The following is a 16,567-nucleotide window of genomic DNA, read 5'->3' as shown; positions in this document are numbered from 1 at the left end:
ACGACACCGGCCGATGATGGAGGGCAAGAGGCGGACACGGAGTCCAGCCTCGGGACGACAACCCACACGCGATCAAGGAGATCGACATGTCCCTGTTCATCAACACCAACTCTGAGGCGCTGATCGCCCAGAACAACCTGACTCAGACCGAGAACGCGCTGAGCACCGCGACGACCGACCTGTCCTCGGGCCTGCGGATCAACACCGCCGCCGACGACGCCGCCGGCTATTCGATCGTGGCGGACCTCACCGGCCAGGTCAACGGCCTCAACCAGGCCTCCAACAACGCCCAGGACGCGGTCTCCCTCGTCCAGACGGCCGACGGCGGTCTCAACGACGTGCAGCAGGTCCTCCAGCGGGTCCGTGAGCTCGCGGTCGAGTACAACGGCGGCACGCTCAACACCCAGGACCAGAACGCGATCGTCTCCGAGGTGGGTCAGCTCGCCGCGGAGATCAGCGACATCCAGAACCAGTCGCAGTTCAACGGCATCAGCCTGTTCAACGGCAGCCAGGCGACCCTGACCTTCCAGGTCGGCGCCAACGACGGGGACACGATCAGCGTCAACCTGACGAACCTCAGCTCGATCACCGCCGGGGTCAGCACGCTCGCCAACACCGCGGGAGCCCTCGGGGCGTCCAACGTGCTGTCGACGATCGACGGTCTGATCAACGACGTGTCGGAGTCCGCCTCCTCCCTCGGTGCGGTGCAGAACCGTCTCTCCTACACGCTCAACAACCTCTCCACCTACTCGGAGAACCTGTCGGCCGCGCAGTCGACGATCCAGGACGTCGACATGGCGGCGGAGACCTCGGTCTTCACCCAGCAGCAGATCCTGGAACAGTCGGGAATCTCGATGCTCTCCCAGGCCGAGCAGGCCCCCCAGCAGGTTCTCAAGCTGATCCAGAACCTGTAAGCCCTTCGCCCGGTCCGGCGGCGTCCTCAAGGCTCCGCCGGGCCGCGCCGGGGTGATGCGTGTCCGTCACCCCGGCGCCCGGCGACCAAGCTCAGAGGCGGCAGGCGTGCCCGACCCTCTGGGACACACACATTCCCGCCCTGCGTCGGCGGGATCACATACAGCACCGTCTCCGCGTTCATCGAGGGAACCGGAACAGGGGTGGGGCGCCGCTGGCGCCCCACCCCTGAGGTGCCTCAGGAGCCCGCCGGCCCCGGGCCCCGCCACTCAAGGAGACCTCGAAGCGGCCGACCACTGAGGACACGGTGTCCTCGATCACCACCCCGTCACCGCGGCCCGACGGCCCGCCTCGCGTCACCCTCGGCGTCGCCACCTACACCCGCGACACCTTCCTCGAGGCGGCGGTCACCAGCGCCCTGGAACAGGACTTCCCGTCGCTGGAGGTGCTCGTCGTTCTCGACGGTGGCGCCAACCCGCGGACGGAGGCGATCCTCGCCCGCCTCGGCGCCGATCCCCGCCTGCGGATCGTGCGTCACCCCGACAACCGTGGGATCGCCGCCGCCTACAACACGATCGTCGACGCCGCCGCGGGTGAGCTGATCGCGATGCTCGGGGATGATGACGTCGCCCTCCCCGGGCGGATCAGCCGCCAGGTCGCGATCTTCGACCGTCACCCGGACACCGCGATCGTGCACGGCGACGCGACGATCATCGACGCGACCGGAGCGACGATCGGCCACTGGCCGAGCCGGGAGCTGGCGCCCCGGCAGCTGCTCGCCGCGCTGCTGTTCGGCCACAACCACATCGTCGACCCGACGCGGATGGTGCACCGCCGCGTGTACGCGGCGATCGGCGGCTATGACGGCCGCTTCCCGATCGCCAACGACTTCGACCTGTGGCTCCGCGCCGCCCCGCACTTCCGCTTCCGCCACTGCCCCGGCGGGCCGCTCGTCGCCGTGCGCCGCCACGGTGGGAACGCCTCCGATGAGACGGCCGGACGGGCCGCCGAGCAGGCCGACCTTGAGGGGATCCTCGCCGACGCGCTGCACCGTCACGACCTGCGCGAACTCTGCCCCGAGCTCGACTGGGCGGTCCTGGAACCGGCAACCGCCACCCGGCGGGCCCTCGAGCAGATCGCCGGGCGGCTCGAGCGCCGCGCCGTTCCCGTCCCCGGCCTCGCCGCCCGCCTGCGCGCCCGCGCCGCCGCCCTCCCTGCCCCGCCCCGGCCGCCGCGGTCGCCCTCGCGGGGCCGGCTGATGATGACCGCATTTGGTTGGAAGGACCCCGGGGGCGGCACGACCGTTCCCCGACTGGCCGCCAAGGCGCTCGCCCGCCGCGGGTGGGAGGTGACCGTCTTTCATGCCGCGACGGCGCTCACCCCCTCGCGGGTGCCCTATGAGACGGTGGAGTGGGAGGAGGACGGCGTGCGGCTCATCGGCGTGCACAACCGGCCCCACGGTCTCTTTGACATGGCCCGCCCGGATCGTGAGCTCGACGACCCCGAGATCACCAGCCGGTTCTCCGCCGCCCTCGACCGCCATCGGCCCGACGTCGTCCACTTCCACAACCTGCACAACCTCGGTGCGGCGCTGATCGACGCCGCCGCCGTCCGCGGCCTGCCCGCCTACTTCAGCACCCACAACTACTGGCTCATCTGTCCGCGCGGATATCTGATGGACGGTGGGGGCGGGATCTGTCCGGGCCCCGGCGACGGATCCCGGTGTGCCCGCTGCACCGGTGTGGAGGACCCACGCCCCCACCAGCGCCGCCTCGACGGGATCCGCTCCCGGGCCCGGCTCGGCCTCGACCGGATTCTCGCCGTGTCGACGGCGGTCCGCAGCACCCTCGTCCACGCGGGCTACCCGGCGGAGATGATCGACGTCGTTCCCCAGGCAATGCCCCACGAGCAGGAGATCTGGCAGCGGGTCGGATCCCGGCGCCGGCCGGGACGGCGCGGGGACCAGCTCACCGTCGCCTTCCTCGGCTCGGCCTACCCGCACAAGGGCCCGCAGCTGCTCGCCGCCGCCGCCCAGCTCACCCGGGCGCCCGTCCGGGTCAAGATCATCGGGGAGACGGCTCCGGCGATGGTCGAGGCGCTCGCGCAGATCGACACCCGTGGGGTGGTCGAACTGTGCGGTCCCTTCACGCCGGCGCAACTGCCCGAACTCCTCGCCGATGTCGATGCGGCCGCGCTCCCGTCCCTGTGGTGGGACTGCGCCCCGCTCGCCGCCGCCGAGTGCCGGGCCGCCGGCCTACCGCTGATCGTTCCGCGGCTCGGCGGTCTCGCCGAGGTCGTCACCGACGGCGTCGACGGGCTCGTCTTCACCGCCCTCGATCCCGCGAGCCTCGCCGGAGCGCTCGACCGTCTCACGCTCGAGCCCGGGCTGCTGGAGCGGCTCCAGCGCGGCATCGGTCCGCCGGCGAGCTTCGACGCCTACGTCGACACCCTCGAGCGGTACTACCGCGGCGAACGCGGCGACACCGACGACCGTCCCGAGGGCCCGACCGTCCGCTGGCAGGGCGCGTTCGGGGCGCCGACCAGCCTGTCCATCGTCAACGACCAGATCACCGAACGGCTCACCGTCGCCCTCCAGCGAGTCCAGGCCGATGGGAAGAGCCTTGACGCGCCGTTGCCTCACACCGCGGCGGTCGAGGTCCGCCATCAGTGGCCGCCGGACCTCTCCCCCGCCCCCGCGGGTGCCCTCTGCGTGATCCTGCCCTGGGAGTTCGGGGCGGTCCCGCGCGCCTGGCTCGAGCCGATCGCCGACCACGTCGACGAGCTGTGGGTGCCGAGCGAGTACGTCCGCCGGATGTACCTCGACGGCGGCATCGCGGCCGAGCGCGTGCAGGTGATCCCCAACGGCGTCGACCTCGAGCTCTTCTCCCCCGCCGACGCGACCCGGCCCGCCCGCGCACCGACGACCGACCCCTCACCTCCGGCGTCCGCCGAGCCCGTGCGGTTCCTGTTCGTCGGCGGGCTGATCTACCGCAAGGGCCCGGACGTGCTCCTGGCGGCGTGGCAGCGGGCGTTTGCCGGGCGCGAGGACGTCGTGCTCGTGATCAAGGACTTCGGCGCCGACGGGATCTACCGCGCCGGCGGTCCGGCCGACCCCATGCGCGACCCGATCCGAGCCCACGTCAGCGCCGGCGCACGGGCGCGGATCGAGCTGATCGACACCGAGCTGAGCCCGGCCGAGCTCGCCGACCTGTACCGCTCCTGTGACGTGCTCGTGCACCCCTACCGGGGGGAGGGGTTCGCGATGCCCGTCCTCGAGGCGATGGCGTGTGGCCTGCCGGTGATCTGCACCGCCGGCGGTCCGACCGACGAGTTCTGCCCTCCGGCGGCGGGTTGGCGGATTCCCGCCCGGCGCGCCGGCTTCCCCGCCGCCCAGCTCGGGGAGCTCGTCCCCGAGGGCACCCCGTGGCTGCTCGATCCCGACGTCGAAGCCCTCACCCGGACGCTCGCCAGCGTCGCCGCCGACCCGGCGGGACGCCGGGCCCGCGGCGCGGCGGCGCGCGCCGCGGCGGAGGCGCTCAGCTGGGATCGCGTCGCCGCCCGCGCCGAGGCGCGGATCGTCGCCCTCGCCCAGCGGAGCCCGGGTGCAGCGCCCGCCCGCACCCGCGCCGGCAGGGAGCCCCGGCCCCCCGGCACCGACCGCTCGTTGCGACTGCTCGCCGTCCCGGCCTGGCGTGGCCGAGACGATCTGGCGGCCCTCCTCGCGGCGTGGGCGGCGGCTACGCAGACCGACGGCGACGCTCACCTGCTGCTCCTCGCGGACCCGGACGCGGCCGGGGACTCCGCCGCCCTCGAGGCCCACGTGCTCGCGGCCGCCGCCCGCGCGGACGTCGATCTCGATCGCTGCGCGGACGTGCATGTCCTCAGCCGTGCCGCCCGAGACCTCAGCGGCGGGTCCCTGCACGCGAGCGTCGACGCCTTGGTCGTCCTGCACCCCGCCAGCGCCGGCCACGTCCGCGCCGCCCAAGCGGCCGGCACGCCGGTGCTCGGCGTCAACGAGCTCCCCGCGCTGCTCGCCGGTCGCCGTCCACGGGCGGAGGTGCCGGCATGCCGGTGAGCTCGATCATCATCGTCACCTACGGGCAGCGTGCCCGCACGGAGGCGTGCCTCGCCTCCCTCGAGCGCTGTCTCGGAACCCGGCTCGGCGACGACTGGGAGCTGGTGATCGTCGACAACGCCTCCCCCGACGACACCCGGCAGCTGCTGGTGGGCTGGACGGACCGGGCGACCGTCAGCCTGCTGGAGGAGAACGTCCACTTCGCCGCGGGCTGCAACCACGGGGCCCGCCTCGCCTCCGGGGACGTCCTCGTCTTCCTCAACAACGACACAGAGGTGGCTCCGGGAGCCCTGGAGACCCTTGCGGAGCAGGCCCGCGAGCCGGGCGTCGCCGCCGCCGGCTGTCGTCTGCTCTACCCCGACGGCACCCTCCAGCACGCCGGGGTCGCCTTCCTCGCCTCCCCGGCCCACGGCGGCGCCGCGATGGCCGAACACGTCCTCCACCACCGTGAGGGAGAGCTCGCGGCGAGTACCGGCCGCTGGGAGGCCGACTGCGTCACCGCCGCCTGTGTCGCCGTCTCGACGAGCGCCTTCGCCTCCGTCGGCGGCTTCGACGAAGGCTACGTCGACGGGCTCGAGGACGTCGACCTGTGCCTGAAGCTGCGCAGCGTCGGGGGCCGGATCGTCTACCGCGGCGACGTCAGCATCATCCACCATGAGGGCGCCTCCCGCGGACAGGGCGCCGCCCAGTGGTTGACCCCGGAGCGGGCCGCCCGGATGGCCGGCAACGACCGCCGCTTCATCAGCCGCTGGGGAACGCTGCTGGGGCCCGACGACGACCTCGCCGCCGCCGTCTGGGACGCCCGGCTCGAGCGTCACCCACCGGCCCGGGATCCCGCCGCGGTCGGTGACGTGCTCGTGCTCGGCGCCCCCGCGGGGATCGGGCCGCTCGGTGACGAAACCCGCGCCCTGCTGCTCAGCCTCGAGGCGACCGGTTGGACGCCCGCGGCCGTCGATCTCCCCGCCAGCCTGCTCGTCGCCCGCGGCACCGGCGCGGCGGCGCAGGCCGCCGAGCGGGCCCGGCGCGCGAGCCTGCCGACCGGGGTACCGGTGATCCGCGTGGGTACCGCGGGCCCCGCCCTTGACCTGCCCGGCTCGCCGCTGACCGTCCGGCTGCTCGGCGGTCGGCTCGGCCCCGACCTCGCCGGCGCCACGGCGGTCTGGTGCCCGAGCCCGGCGATGCTCGCCACGGCGGCTGCGGCGGGGATCGCGCCCGCCCGGCTCGAGCTCGTGCCCCCGACGGTTGCCCCCCACCCGCCGGGCGGGGGCGGGGCGGGCATCCTCGCCCTCCTCCCCACCCACCTCCCCGCCCAGGCCGACGCGACGCTGGCGACTCTGTCGCGGCTGCCGGGCGGGATCGAGCTGCGGATCCTGCCCGCCGCCACGGTTCGCGGGCTCGACGCCGAGCTGGCCGCTCGGCTCCCCGGGGCCGAGCTGCTCGGCCCCTGTGCCGATGAGACGAGGTTTGCGACGCTCGCCGCGGAAGCGGACGTCGTGCTCAGCCTCGACCCGTGGGACGTCTGCGAACGGCGGCTGCTCGTCGCCGCGGGCGTCGGGGCGGCCGTGGTGGGGGCCGGACCCGGTGGTCCGGCCGCCCACGTGCTCGGTCTCGACCCTCATTCGGTGAGCCTGGAGACACCCGCTGAGCTCCGGCGTGCCCTCGCGAGCGCCGATCGGTCCGCGCCGGCCCGCGCCGATCGGGCGCGACGTGTCGTGGCCGCCTGCGCACCCGAGGCGATCGCACAGGTCCTCGCGGGGTGGCGCGGCGGGCCGCGCCGGGCGCAGGCGGGGCTGGCGACCGGGGCCGGGTCGGTGCGCTGATGCCACGCGTGTCGATCCTCCTGCCGGCCTTCCGGCCCGACTTCCTCGACGCCTGCCTCGCCAGCGCGCTCGCCGAGACCTGCGGCGACGTCGAGCTGCGAATCGGCGCGCTAGGGCAGCGAGGCGAACACCGGCGGGGCTGAGCGGTCCAGCGCGGCGCGCAGTGCCTCGGGGTCGGCGGCGCAAGCCGTGGTGAGGCCATCGGGCCAACGGCCGGCGCCGATCAGGCCGACGAGCCGCGGATCGGCCAGCACATCACCGATCTCGGCCCCGACGACGGCGTCAGCGATGTCGTCGGGGTCGACGCCGATCGCCTGGAACGCCGCCATCACCCGACCTGTGATGCGCGCCGGATCACCGGCGAGCACGAGCGCCACCGGGGTGTCGGCGGGGAAGGCCGCGGCGTAGGCGCTCAGTGTCCCAGCCAGGTCGGCGTCGGAGAGATGCGCGGCGTCGCAGGCGAGCATCCGGGGGTGGGGGTTCGCGTACACGCCATGCTCGCTCAGCCCGACCATCGGACGCAGCCGCGACGCCAGTCCGGGGGCGGGGGTGTAGGCCCCGGCGTCCCGGCCGGCGATCCAGCGTGCCGAGTCCGCGAGCGACCAACGCTCGAGGATCTCCGCTCGTGCCGCCGCACCGAGGCGAGCCAGGTCCACCTCCCCGGCGAACGCGGACCGCATCACCGCCCGGACGTCGGCCTCGCTCGCCTCCGCCCAGCGCTGTCCGCGGTAATCGGGACGCTCGCGTTGCAGGCGGGCGTCCACCGGCACGAGCGGAACGCGCGCGGGGATGAGCAGTGCGTTGTCGGCGTGCATGAACTCGGTGCTGCCGGACCAGTCGATGCAGGCCGCCGCCTTGCCCATCGCCATCTGCTCCATGCAGGGCATGCCCCAACCGTTGGCCCGGTCCGTCGAGATGTAGAGGTCCGCCCGCCGGTGCAGAGCGGCGAGCGCCTCGCGCTCGAGCGCCTCGTCGATGATGACCACCCGCGGCAGGTCCTCGGAGAGCAGGTCGACCCGGTCGAGGATCGACTCGGCGAGACGCGCGCGGATGCTCCGCACCGCCCCCGGCGGCTCGAAGATCTTCAGCACGAGGGTCACCGGATCCGCTCGCGTGAACTCCTGGAGGTAGGACGCCAGCAGCAGATCGAAGCCCTTGCGCCAGTCGAATTGGAACGTGTAGAGGAACACGAAGTGGTCGTCGGGCGCGACGCTGCGGTTCACCAGCCCGAGGGGCTCCCACGCCTCGCCATCGATCCCGTAGGGCACAAGGCGCAGCTTGTGCGGGTCGACGCCCGAGGCGGCGAAGGTGAGCAGGTTGAAGGTGGTCGGGACCCACACCTCGTCGGCCAGGTTGCAGGCGGCGGCCCACTCGGCGGACAGGCGGTCGGTCTCGGCGATCGTGCAGGCGGCCACCGGGGTGCCCGCGACCGCGCGCAGCCGGGGGACGAGGTCGACGAGCATCGGCGGGGGCACGTGGGCGACCATCGTGTCGACGCCCGCGAGGTCCCCGTGGGCGAGGTCCCGCAGCAGCTGCTGATCCCGCTCACCGATGTCGGGATCGGTCGGGCCGATCTGCGCCAGCGCCGGCGGGGACCCGGCGTCACGGAGACCGCGCACGAAGTTGCGCGCCGCGTTCCCGTATCCGCCACGGTCGCCGAGCACGCTGGCCCAGCCCAGGATCTCCGTCATCGACTCAGAGGAGCCGTCCGACACCACGCGATGATCGTGTCAGCCAGGTGCTCGAGCTGCTCGGCGCCCAGGCCCTGATGGCAGCCGACGTAGAACCCCGAGTGGTCGATCCACTCCGCGGTCGGGTGGCGGCCGGGTGTCGCGTCGAGCAGGTTCCCGTCTCGGTAGACGGGTTGGGTGAGGATCGGGAGCATGTCCCGCGTCTCGATTCCCGTGGACTCGAGGTGCTGCACGAGTTCGCGCTTGGGCTCGTCATGGAGGACGAGCGGAAACATCATGAACGAGTGGTCGGTCTCGGGCCGCCGTGCTGGGATCTGGATGCGGTCGCTCACCTCGCTCAGGCGTGCGGTGAGATACGCGCCGTGGGTGCGCCTGATGGCCACCATCTCCTCCCACGTCTCCAGCGCGGCCACACCCAGGGCCGCTTCGAGCTCGGTGATCCGGGCCGAGTGCCCGACCCGGTCGAAGCGGAAGCGGCGGTCGACGATCATCTCCCGCTCGACCCGGCTGGATCCCGTGTCGTCGATCGAGATGTAGATGCCGTCACGGCCATGATTGATGAGCGAGCGGGTGATGGCCGCCAGGTCCGCGTCCGACGTCGTCGTCAACCCGCCCACGCCGGTCACGATCAGGTGGGCGATGTAGGTCGAGAAGGCGGCGGCGTCACCGAAGGACCCGCACATACGACCCGCGTGACGGGCGAACATCGTCTCGCAGCTGTCCTCGAGGACGCGGAGTCCGTGGCGGCTCGCGATGGCCATGATCGCGGTCATGTCGCAGGGCTGGCCGAACAGGTGCACCGGGATGACCGCTCGCGTGCGCGGAGTGATCGCCGCCTCGAAGGCGGCCGGCTCCAAGCCGTAGAAGTCCGGTTCGACGTCGACGAGCACCGGCCTGAGGTTGTTGTGCAACACGATGTTCGCCGTGGCCACGAAGGTCACCGCCGGGACGATCACCTCGTCGCCATCCGCCCAGCCGTCGACCTCCTTCATGGCCTGGAGGGCGACCTGCAGGGCGGCCGTACCGCTGCTCGACACCACCGCGGACGCGGACTGGTGGATCGCGGCGAATTCACTTTCGAACCGCCTGGAGTACGGGCCGTAGGAGAGCCGACCCGTCGTGAGGACGTCATCGACATAGCGACGGGCCGCCGGGGTCGCTTCGAAGGTGCCGAGCGTCACGGTGTTCAGAGCCGTGCGCGCACGCGAGCTGCGGACGCCCCGGATCGGCGTGGTGGAGGAGAGAAGCATCGCACCCAGGAAGATCGGGCGCTCCCGCGCATCCTTGAGCGGCGGTGGAGACTCAGCGTCGGCGCAGCGCGCCGGACACCGCCGCGAGCTGTCGCGGGGCGGTCCTGAGCCACTGCTCGCGATAGGCGCGCCCGCGGCCCCGCGCGGCGGCCCCGAGCCGGGTCCGGGCGGCCGCGTCGCCGGCCAGCCGGTGGATGTGGCGCGCGGCGACGAGAAGATCGGGCTCGGCCCAGAGTCCCCCGCCCGGATACTGCGGCGGCGAGTAGCAGGGGTGGCCGTCGACGACCGGGGTGAGGCGGAAATCGACCACGGCGGCGCACTCCTCGTCCATGAAATCCATGTTCCCCGACCAGCCGGTGGCGATCACCGGCTTGCCCAGCTGCATGGCCTCCTGGATGCCCAGCCCCAGTCCCTCCGCGCGATGCAGGGAGATGTAGGCGTCACAGGCGGCATAGAGCCCCAGCACGCGGCTGTAGGGGAGGTAGTCGGAGATCACCACGACCCGGTCCGCGGGCAGTCTGGACAGCTCCCGCAGGAACAGCGGGTCGGTGACGTCCCCGTTGAGCTTGATCACCAGCACCGCGTCGGCGCCGAAGTCGAGTGCGGCTGCGAAGGCACGGACCACGCCGGTACCGTTCTTGCGCTCCAGGCCGCTGTTGGTGTCCCAACTCGTGGCGAAGGCGACCTTCCCCTCGGGAATCCCGAACTCGGAGCGATCGATCGCGGGAACGTGACCGACGTCGGCTGCCATCGGAAAGCGGCGCACGGGCACCGACACGGCCCGACTCACCGCGGCGGCGATGTGCGCGGTGGGGGCGAGCACGACGTCGTAGCGGGCCAGCGGTGCGAGCCACCCCGGCGGGAGGTCCACCAGCTCCCAGAAGGGGACGATGCAGTTGACCCCACCCGCGAACCAGGCGGGGAACCGCTCCCAGAGCACCGAGGCGTCGTCCGGGTTGTAGTGGATGAGGTTCACCGCGTGAGGCAGGGACTGGAGGTTGTCGACCCGCAGGTGGTGGTAGGACGTGTCGGCGTTCGAGCGCGCCCCGAGCGACACGTCGACCACCGCGACATCGACATCGGCGGCGAGCAGCGCCGCGATCGTCGCCCGGGCGGCGATGCCGAGCCCCAGCGATCCGCTCACATAGCCGATGACGTTGACGCCCGGACGTTCGGAGATGACCCGCACATCCTGGGCGCACACCGTCGCGTCGTCGGCGTCCGGCGCCGTGCGTGCCGCCGTCCACTCCGGGAGCTCGTCGGCGCCGATGCGCGGAAGCTCCGCGAGCTCCGCCGGCACGGGCGCGGCCCCGAAGATGGCCGTGCAGCTGCCCGACAGCCGGATGAAGTCGACCTCGTCGAGCGGTCCGGTCATCACGACGATATCCGGGGATGCCTCGCCCTGATCCAGGCCGGCTCGGGCGAACAGCGCCGGCGCCTCGGCTTGGACCCGCTCGGGATCCCAGCCCCCCGGAACGACGACGAGCGTGACGGGGTCATGGGGGCCCACGCACGCCGACCAGGCGGCGAGGAGCTCCGGAGCTTCGGCGAGCTCCTCGAGGTTGGCCAGCGCGGCGTGCGTGCGCGTCGCCTCGGTCATCGCCATCTCTCAGCCCCCCGTGACCTGCGCGTAGAGCGACGGGAGATCCGGATACCGGCTTGAGGCCCAGCCCGAGGACTGCAGGGCACTGATCTGAGCCTGGGGAGAGGCACCGACGGTCGAGAGGATCGCCTGGATGCCGCTGGAGGCCGTCGCGTAACCGGGGATCGACGCCTGCCCCTCGAGCCACTGGGCGGTCGCGGTCGCCGCGCTGACAGGGTTCGACCACACGGCATCCGCGGCCCCGACCGTGCCGCTGTCGGTGTAGCCGACGTTGAGCCAGTCGTTGTTGTTGGCCGCCTGCCGGGCCTGCGCGGCTGAGCCGCTCTCCTCCGCGAGCAGCCAGGCGCTGACGACCGCCGGGTTGAGGCCGGTCTGGGCGACGAGCGTGGAGGCGAACTGCTGCTGGGCGCCGGTGAGCTGGGCGGTCGCCGCGGGAGGCAGGGCGACCGCGGCGGGCGCCACCCCTCCAGACAGCGAACCGGCCGTGCCGGTGCCCGCACCAGCGCCGATCAGGGTCCCGAGCCCGGAGGCAAGGGCGCCGGCCGACATCGGGGTTCCCGAGGGCTGGGCCCCGGCGGCCTGAGCAGCAGCCAGAGCGGCGGCAAACGCGGCCGCGCTCTGGGGCATCCCGGTCACGGTCGACGGCGTCGGGGTCATCGCAGTCGGCGCGCCGTTGCCCGCCGTCGCGGCGCCGGCGCTCGCCCCGGCGGCGGCGACGGCGACGGCGCCCGGACCGGCGGCGAGCGCGGCCGGGCCGGCGTTGAGGGCGGCGAACTGCTGCTGAATGTCGGCGATTCGGGTGAGCGCGTCGGTGATGCTCATGCTCCAGTTCCCGTCATCGGCGGGAACGAGGCGACCTTGACCGCCGACCCGGAGCCTAGGATGGTCGCCGTGCCGCTGCTGCTGATCGCCTCGCGTCTCGTCAAAACCCTGTCCCGGCGCAGCATCGCGGCCCTGCTCGGCTTTGTCGTCGCCGTGCTCGTCCTCGGCGCGGCCGGCTTCTCACTCACCCAGCACATCAGCTTCGGGACGGCGCTCTACTGGGCGATCACCACCGCGACGACGGTCGGCTACGGGGATGTCACCCCCCACAACACGGCCGGACGGGTGATCGCCAACGTCGTCATGCTCGCCGCGATCCCCGCCCTCGGGGCGGTGTTCGCGATCTGGACGAGCTCCGCCATCCTCACCCACCTCCGGAGGTTGTTCGGCATGGACTCACGTCTGCCCACCACGCCCTTTACCGTCATCTTCGGCGCCAACGCGATCGTCACCCGAGCACTCAACGAGCTGCTCGCCACCGGTGTGCCCGTCGTCCTCGTCGCCCCGACCAAGCCGGGCGACTTAGACGACCGCGTCACCTACATCGCCGGTGACCCCGCCGATGAGCAGGTGATCGCCTCCGCTCACCCCGAGCGGGCCGATCGGGCGCTGATCGCCTGTGACAGTGACGCCGACGCGCTCGTCTGCGCCGTCGCCCTGCACCACCTCGCTCCGTCGCTGGAGAGCTATGCGCTCACCCGTTCCAGCCACGTCTCCCGTGCCCTTGCCGAGCTCGGCGTCCATCACACGCTGTCGGCGGATGAGCTCGTCAGCCACACGCTCGCCAAGAGCCTGGAGACACCCCAGGCCGGGGACGTGCTGCTCTCCCTCGTCGACGGCACGAACTATCGGATGGTCCAGCAGCCCGTCGGATCCGCCCTCGTCGGCCGGGCCCTGTCGGCCGCCCGTGTCGAGAGTGACGGGTTCGTCCTCGGGATCTACCGGGAGGGGCGCGTCGATCTCGGCATCGGAACCGACCCGATCCTCTCCCCCGCCGACAGTCTGATCATGCTCGCCGCCGCCTGACCCCGCCCCGGCCCGAGGCCTTGCGCTGGTGACGTCACCGGATCGGCTCAACCCAGGCGGCTCCGAAGCGCCCTCAGTCCCAGCGGTGGCGGCCGGCCCGAAGGGCCCGCAGCTCGGCGACACCGTCGGAGTCGTCGGCTGACCCGGGCCGTCCGGCACCGGCTCCGCCGAGCAGGTGAACGGGCTGCGGGGTCCGGCGGATACCACCCTCTCCGTCCGCCTCGATCCGTTCGACCGCGGCAGTGGGACTGGAGCGGACGCAGCGGGCGAGGCGCGGGCCGTGGTAGACGAGCGCGGCGCCGTCGTCGACGGCGTACCCGGGCGCGAGCGCCCCGGTGGCGACCGCCTCTGCGTAGGCGGGCAGCCGCTCGGGCTCGCTGGAGCGGTGGACCGACAGGCTGTCGGGGAGCAGGCCGAGCCCGCGCACGACCTCGGGCGCCCCGCCGCTCATCGACACGCCGGCCTCACACCAGCACATCGCCCCGGCCGAGAGACCGGCGAGAACGATCCCGCGCTCCCAGGCGGTGCGCATCACCGCGTCGATCGCGTGCTCCCGCCAGATCGCGAGCATGTTGCGCATCGAGCCGCCGCCGACGTAGATGGCGTCCTGGGCGAGCAGGTGGGTCGCCGGGTCCACCCGGTCGCGTCCGAGATGAAACAGCGACAGGGTCGAGGGCTGACACGGCCAGGTGTCGAAGCGTTCATGAAAGCGGGTGATCTGCTCACGCGGATCGCCCGAGGCGGTGGGAAGGAAACAGATCCGCGGCACCGGGCGGCCGGTGAGCTCGAGCACGAGACGGTCGAGACCGGACGCCCGTTCACCCATCGTGAAGCCTCCGCCCCCCATCGCGAGGATCCGCCGGGAGTCCCAGGCGCGGGCGGCCGCCGGCGGATCGCCCGGGCCGGTCACGCCGCGACCGCGATCGGCTGCGCGGGCACCTGCACCGGAGCGCCGGCGGACTCTCGCCGTGCGCCGAGATAGCGGACGACGAGCTCCTGCTCCTCAGCCCGGCCATCACGGGCGACACCGACCCGGACCGCCCGCGCCTGGGGCCGCGAGCTGACGACCTCATGCAGTTCGGTCCCGATGAAGTGCAGCGCAGCCGAATCCCCCGCCCCGTAGCCGTCGCGCATCCCCGCAGCGACCCCGGTGAGGAAGTCGCTGCGCCGGCCGGCCTCCTCGTAGTAGTGAACGGCGATCGAGTGCGGCAGCAGGCCGAGCGCCTCAATCCGGCGCGCGGGCCCCTCATGAAAGCCCGACAGCGCCTCAGCGAACCAGCAGAGCGCCCCGGCCGATCCGCCACACAGGATCACCCCCGCCTCCCACGCCTCACGGAGGATCGCGTCGAGCCCGTGCGCACGCCAGGTCCCGAGCAGGGAGACGAGCGAGCCGCCGCCGACGTAGATGACGTCCTGGGCGAGCAGGTGCGCCCGCGGGTCCTCGACCCCGGTCTCACGGCGGAACAGGGAGATGTGGGAGGCCTCACACCGGCTTGCCGGGAACGCCCGGTAGAACCGCACGACGTAGTGGTCGGCGTCCCCGGAGGCGGTGGGTAGGAAACACACACGTGGCCGGACGGCCCCGGTGAGCGCGAGAACATGGTCGTCGAGGAGACTGTTGCCCCATTCCATCGAGAACCCGCCGCCGCCGAAGGCGACGATCTGCCGTGTCCGTTCACCCGTCCTCTCACCCATGACGGGAGCTTCGCGGGTGCGCCGGAGCCGATCATTGGCCGCGTGGCCAGAGTCATCTCCGGCGCCTGCGCCACGTGGCGGCGTTCGCTTTAGCCCTCGTTGTGGGTGAACTCGCGGAACAGACCGGTGACGACGAAGACGGTCTGCTCGGCGATGTCGACCGTGTTGTCCCCGACCCGCTCGAGACAGCGGGCGACGAGGACCATGAACATCGCCCACTCTCGCACCTCGGGGTCGTCTCCCACCGCGACCGCGCGCTGGAAGATCGCCCGGTTGAGCCGGTTGATCTCCGCGTCCTGGCGCACGAGGTCCTGGGCGAGCTCGACGTGGCGACTCTGGAACGCCTCCCGGGCGAAGCCGACCTGCTGGCGGGCGCAGATCCCCATCTTCTCGATGTGATCGAGGATCACCTTGTCCTTGGGCGCCTCGAACCCCGACAGCGGGACGAGTTTGGCCATGTTGACGCACTGGTCGCCCATCCGCTCGACACAGCGAATGATGTGGAGCAGCGCCGCGACGACCCGCAGGTCGGTGGCGACCGGGGCCTGGCGGGCGAGCAGGCCGAGCACCCCCTGGTTGACCTCCAGGTAGCGGCCGTCGATGCGATCGTCGTCCATGATCACCATCCCGGCGAGCTCGACGTCCTGGTACTTCATCGCCTCGAGGGCGCGGTCGAGCTGGGTGACGACAAGGTCGAGTCCGCCCATCGCCTGGGCCTCGAGCTGGTGGAGTTCGTCACGGAACTCCTGGCGGATCCCCTGAGCCATCCACGCCCCCTCAGCCGAAGTTGCCCGTGACATAGCGTTCGGTCCGCACGTCCCGCGGCCGCGTGAACAGCTCGAGCGCGGGCGAGTGCTCGATCACCCGCCCGTCCATCATGAACACGATCGTGTCGGCCACCCGCGCCGCCTGCTGCATGTTGTGGGTCACGAGGACGATCGTGTGGTTCGCCGTGAGTTCGCCGATGAGCCGCTCGATGCGCAGCGTCGCGATCGGATCGAGAGCGGAACAGGGCTCGTCCATCAGGATGACCGCCGGGTCGGGCGCAAGGGCCCGGGCGATGCAGAGGCGCTGCTGTTGGCCGCCGGAGAGGCTGACCGCCGGCACCCCGAGGCGGTGGCCGAGCTCGTCCCAGAGGCCGACCACCTCGAGGGCGGCGACGACGGTCTCCCGGACGGCCGGGCCACGCGCCCCGGCGAGCCGGAGGCCGACGGCGACGTTGTCATAGACCGACATGCTCGGAAACGGGGTCGGCCGCTGAAAGACCATGCCGACGACCCGCCGGACCGCCGGCAGCTCGATCGCCGGGCCGTAGACGTCGATCCCGTCGACGGTCACCCGGCCCTCCAGTCGCGCACGGGGCACCTCCTCATGGAGCCGGTTGATGCAGCGCAGGAGGGTCGTCTTGCCCGACCCCGACGCTCCGATGAGTGCCGTCACGGCGTTGGCGGGCACCTCCAGATCAACCCCGGCGAGCGCCTCGACATCCCCGTAGAAGGCCCGTAGACCGGCGACCTCGACCCGTGGGGCGGCCGCGACGCCTGGCCCCGGCTCGGGCATCGTGGCGGGGCCAGGGAGACCCAGGCCGGGATCGGGAAACGGAGGGTTCATGGTGGCGGCATCCGGCCACGGTGGGCTGCGCCGGGGCGGCCCACGGACTCGGTCACCGCGGG

13 protein-coding genes are annotated in these 16,567 nt (G+C 72.5%); 5 read left to right on the top strand and 8 right to left on the bottom strand.

Annotated elements, in window-relative coordinates:
• Nucleotides 1-86 precede the first annotated feature (86 nt).
• The 4 genes from M3M55_RS08675 (at nt 87) to M3M55_RS08660 (ending at nt 6,950) form a co-directional block, all read left to right on the top strand.
• Complete coding sequence (locus M3M55_RS08675; protein WP_249009108.1) at nt 87-914, top strand: flagellin; 828 nt, start codon at nt 87-89, stop codon at nt 912-914.
• A 305-nt stretch (nt 915-1,219) separates the two neighbouring features.
• Complete coding sequence (locus tag M3M55_RS08670) at nt 1,220-4,987, top strand: glycosyltransferase (protein ID WP_249009107.1); 3,768 nt, start codon at nt 1,220-1,222, stop codon at nt 4,985-4,987.
• Nucleotides 4,978-6,807, top strand: coding sequence for a glycosyltransferase family 2 protein (locus M3M55_RS08665; RefSeq protein WP_249009106.1), 1,830 nt, complete (start codon nt 4,978-4,980; stop codon nt 6,805-6,807). Before M3M55_RS08670 ends, M3M55_RS08665 begins: the two co-directional genes overlap by 10 nt.
• Nucleotides 6,807-6,950, top strand: coding sequence for a glycosyltransferase (locus tag M3M55_RS08660; RefSeq protein WP_249009105.1), 144 nt, complete (start codon nt 6,807-6,809; stop codon nt 6,948-6,950). The genes M3M55_RS08665 and M3M55_RS08660 overlap by 1 nt, the downstream gene beginning before the upstream one ends.
• Here the strand turns inward: M3M55_RS08660 and M3M55_RS08655 are convergent.
• From M3M55_RS08655 to M3M55_RS08640, 4 genes are read right to left on the bottom strand one after another with little or no spacing between them, the layout of a single operon-like run.
• Nucleotides 6,918-8,498, bottom strand: a complete 1,581-nt coding sequence (locus M3M55_RS08655) for a glycosyltransferase (protein WP_249009104.1) — start codon at nt 8,496-8,498, stop codon at nt 6,918-6,920. The genes M3M55_RS08660 and M3M55_RS08655 overlap by 33 nt on opposite strands.
• Nucleotides 8,495-9,748, bottom strand: coding sequence for a DegT/DnrJ/EryC1/StrS aminotransferase family protein (locus M3M55_RS08650; protein WP_249009103.1), 1,254 nt, complete (start codon nt 9,746-9,748; stop codon nt 8,495-8,497). The genes M3M55_RS08655 and M3M55_RS08650 overlap by 4 nt, the downstream gene beginning before the upstream one ends.
• Nucleotides 9,749-9,800: 52 nt before the next feature.
• Nucleotides 9,801-11,348, bottom strand: coding sequence for a glycosyltransferase (locus M3M55_RS08645; RefSeq protein ID WP_249009102.1), 1,548 nt, complete (start codon nt 11,346-11,348; stop codon nt 9,801-9,803).
• 9 nt (nt 11,349-11,357) lie between these two features.
• Nucleotides 11,358-12,173: a hypothetical protein gene (locus M3M55_RS08640; RefSeq protein WP_249009101.1), complete on the bottom strand. Its 816-nt coding sequence runs from the start codon at nt 12,171-12,173 to the stop codon at nt 11,358-11,360.
• Nucleotides 12,174-12,242: 69 nt separating this feature from the next.
• Here M3M55_RS08640 and M3M55_RS08635 point away from each other — a divergent pair, with 69 nt between their 5' ends.
• Complete coding sequence (locus M3M55_RS08635) at nt 12,243-13,199, top strand: TrkA family potassium uptake protein (RefSeq protein WP_249009100.1); 957 nt, start codon at nt 12,243-12,245, stop codon at nt 13,197-13,199.
• A 73-nt stretch (nt 13,200-13,272) separates the two neighbouring features.
• Here the strand turns inward: M3M55_RS08635 and M3M55_RS08630 are convergent, their stop codons facing one another.
• From M3M55_RS08630 to M3M55_RS08615, 4 genes are all read right to left on the bottom strand, one after another.
• Nucleotides 13,273-14,109, bottom strand: a complete 837-nt coding sequence (locus M3M55_RS08630) for a peptidase E (RefSeq protein ID WP_249009099.1) — start codon at nt 14,107-14,109, stop codon at nt 13,273-13,275.
• Nucleotides 14,106-14,894, bottom strand: coding sequence for a peptidase E (locus M3M55_RS08625; protein ID WP_249009098.1), 789 nt, complete (start codon nt 14,892-14,894; stop codon nt 14,106-14,108). Before M3M55_RS08625 ends, M3M55_RS08630 begins: the two co-directional genes overlap by 4 nt.
• A gap of 89 nt (nt 14,895-14,983) precedes the next feature.
• Entirely contained in the window at nt 14,984-15,661 is a 678-nt protein-coding gene (phoU, locus tag M3M55_RS08620; protein WP_249009097.1) for a phosphate signaling complex protein PhoU, read from the bottom strand.
• 10 nt (nt 15,662-15,671) lie between these two features.
• Nucleotides 15,672-16,454 carry a phosphate ABC transporter ATP-binding protein gene (locus M3M55_RS08615; protein ID WP_249009096.1) on the bottom strand — a complete coding sequence of 261 codons (783 nt, stop codon included), beginning with the start codon at nt 16,452-16,454 and terminating at the stop codon, nt 15,672-15,674.
• Between the last annotated feature and the right edge of the window lie 113 nt (nt 16,455-16,567).

This window comes from Conexibacter sp. DBS9H8 (assembly GCF_023330685.1).
GTDB lineage: Bacteria > Actinomycetota > Thermoleophilia > Solirubrobacterales > Solirubrobacteraceae > Palsa-465.
Note: the sequence above shows the minus strand (reverse complement) of the source record. Positions and strands in the feature narration are given on the sequence as shown.

Coding starts and splice junctions, on each gene's coding strand:
- M3M55_RS08675 (WP_249009108.1), top strand. CDS start 87: ATGTCCCTGTTCATCAACACCAACTCTGAGGCGCTGATCGCCCAGAAC.
- M3M55_RS08665 (WP_249009106.1), top strand. CDS start 4,978: ATGCCGGTGAGCTCGATCATCATCGTCACCTACGGGCAGCGTGCCCGC.
- M3M55_RS08660 (WP_249009105.1), top strand. CDS start 6,807: ATGCCACGCGTGTCGATCCTCCTGCCGGCCTTCCGGCCCGACTTCCTC.
- M3M55_RS08655 (WP_249009104.1), bottom strand. CDS start 8,498: ATGACGGAGATCCTGGGCTGGGCCAGCGTGCTCGGCGACCGTGGCGGA.
- M3M55_RS08650 (WP_249009103.1), bottom strand. CDS start 9,748: ATGCTTCTCTCCTCCACCACGCCGATCCGGGGCGTCCGCAGCTCGCGT.
- M3M55_RS08645 (WP_249009102.1), bottom strand. CDS start 11,348: ATGACCGAGGCGACGCGCACGCACGCCGCGCTGGCCAACCTCGAGGAG.
- M3M55_RS08640 (WP_249009101.1), bottom strand. CDS start 12,173: ATGAGCATCACCGACGCGCTCACCCGAATCGCCGACATTCAGCAGCAG.
- M3M55_RS08625 (WP_249009098.1), bottom strand. CDS start 14,894: ATGGGTGAGAGGACGGGTGAACGGACACGGCAGATCGTCGCCTTCGGC.
- phoU (WP_249009097.1), bottom strand. CDS start 15,661: ATGGCTCAGGGGATCCGCCAGGAGTTCCGTGACGAACTCCACCAGCTC.
- M3M55_RS08615 (WP_249009096.1), bottom strand. CDS start 16,454: ATGCCCGAGCCGGGGCCAGGCGTCGCGGCCGCCCCACGGGTCGAGGTC.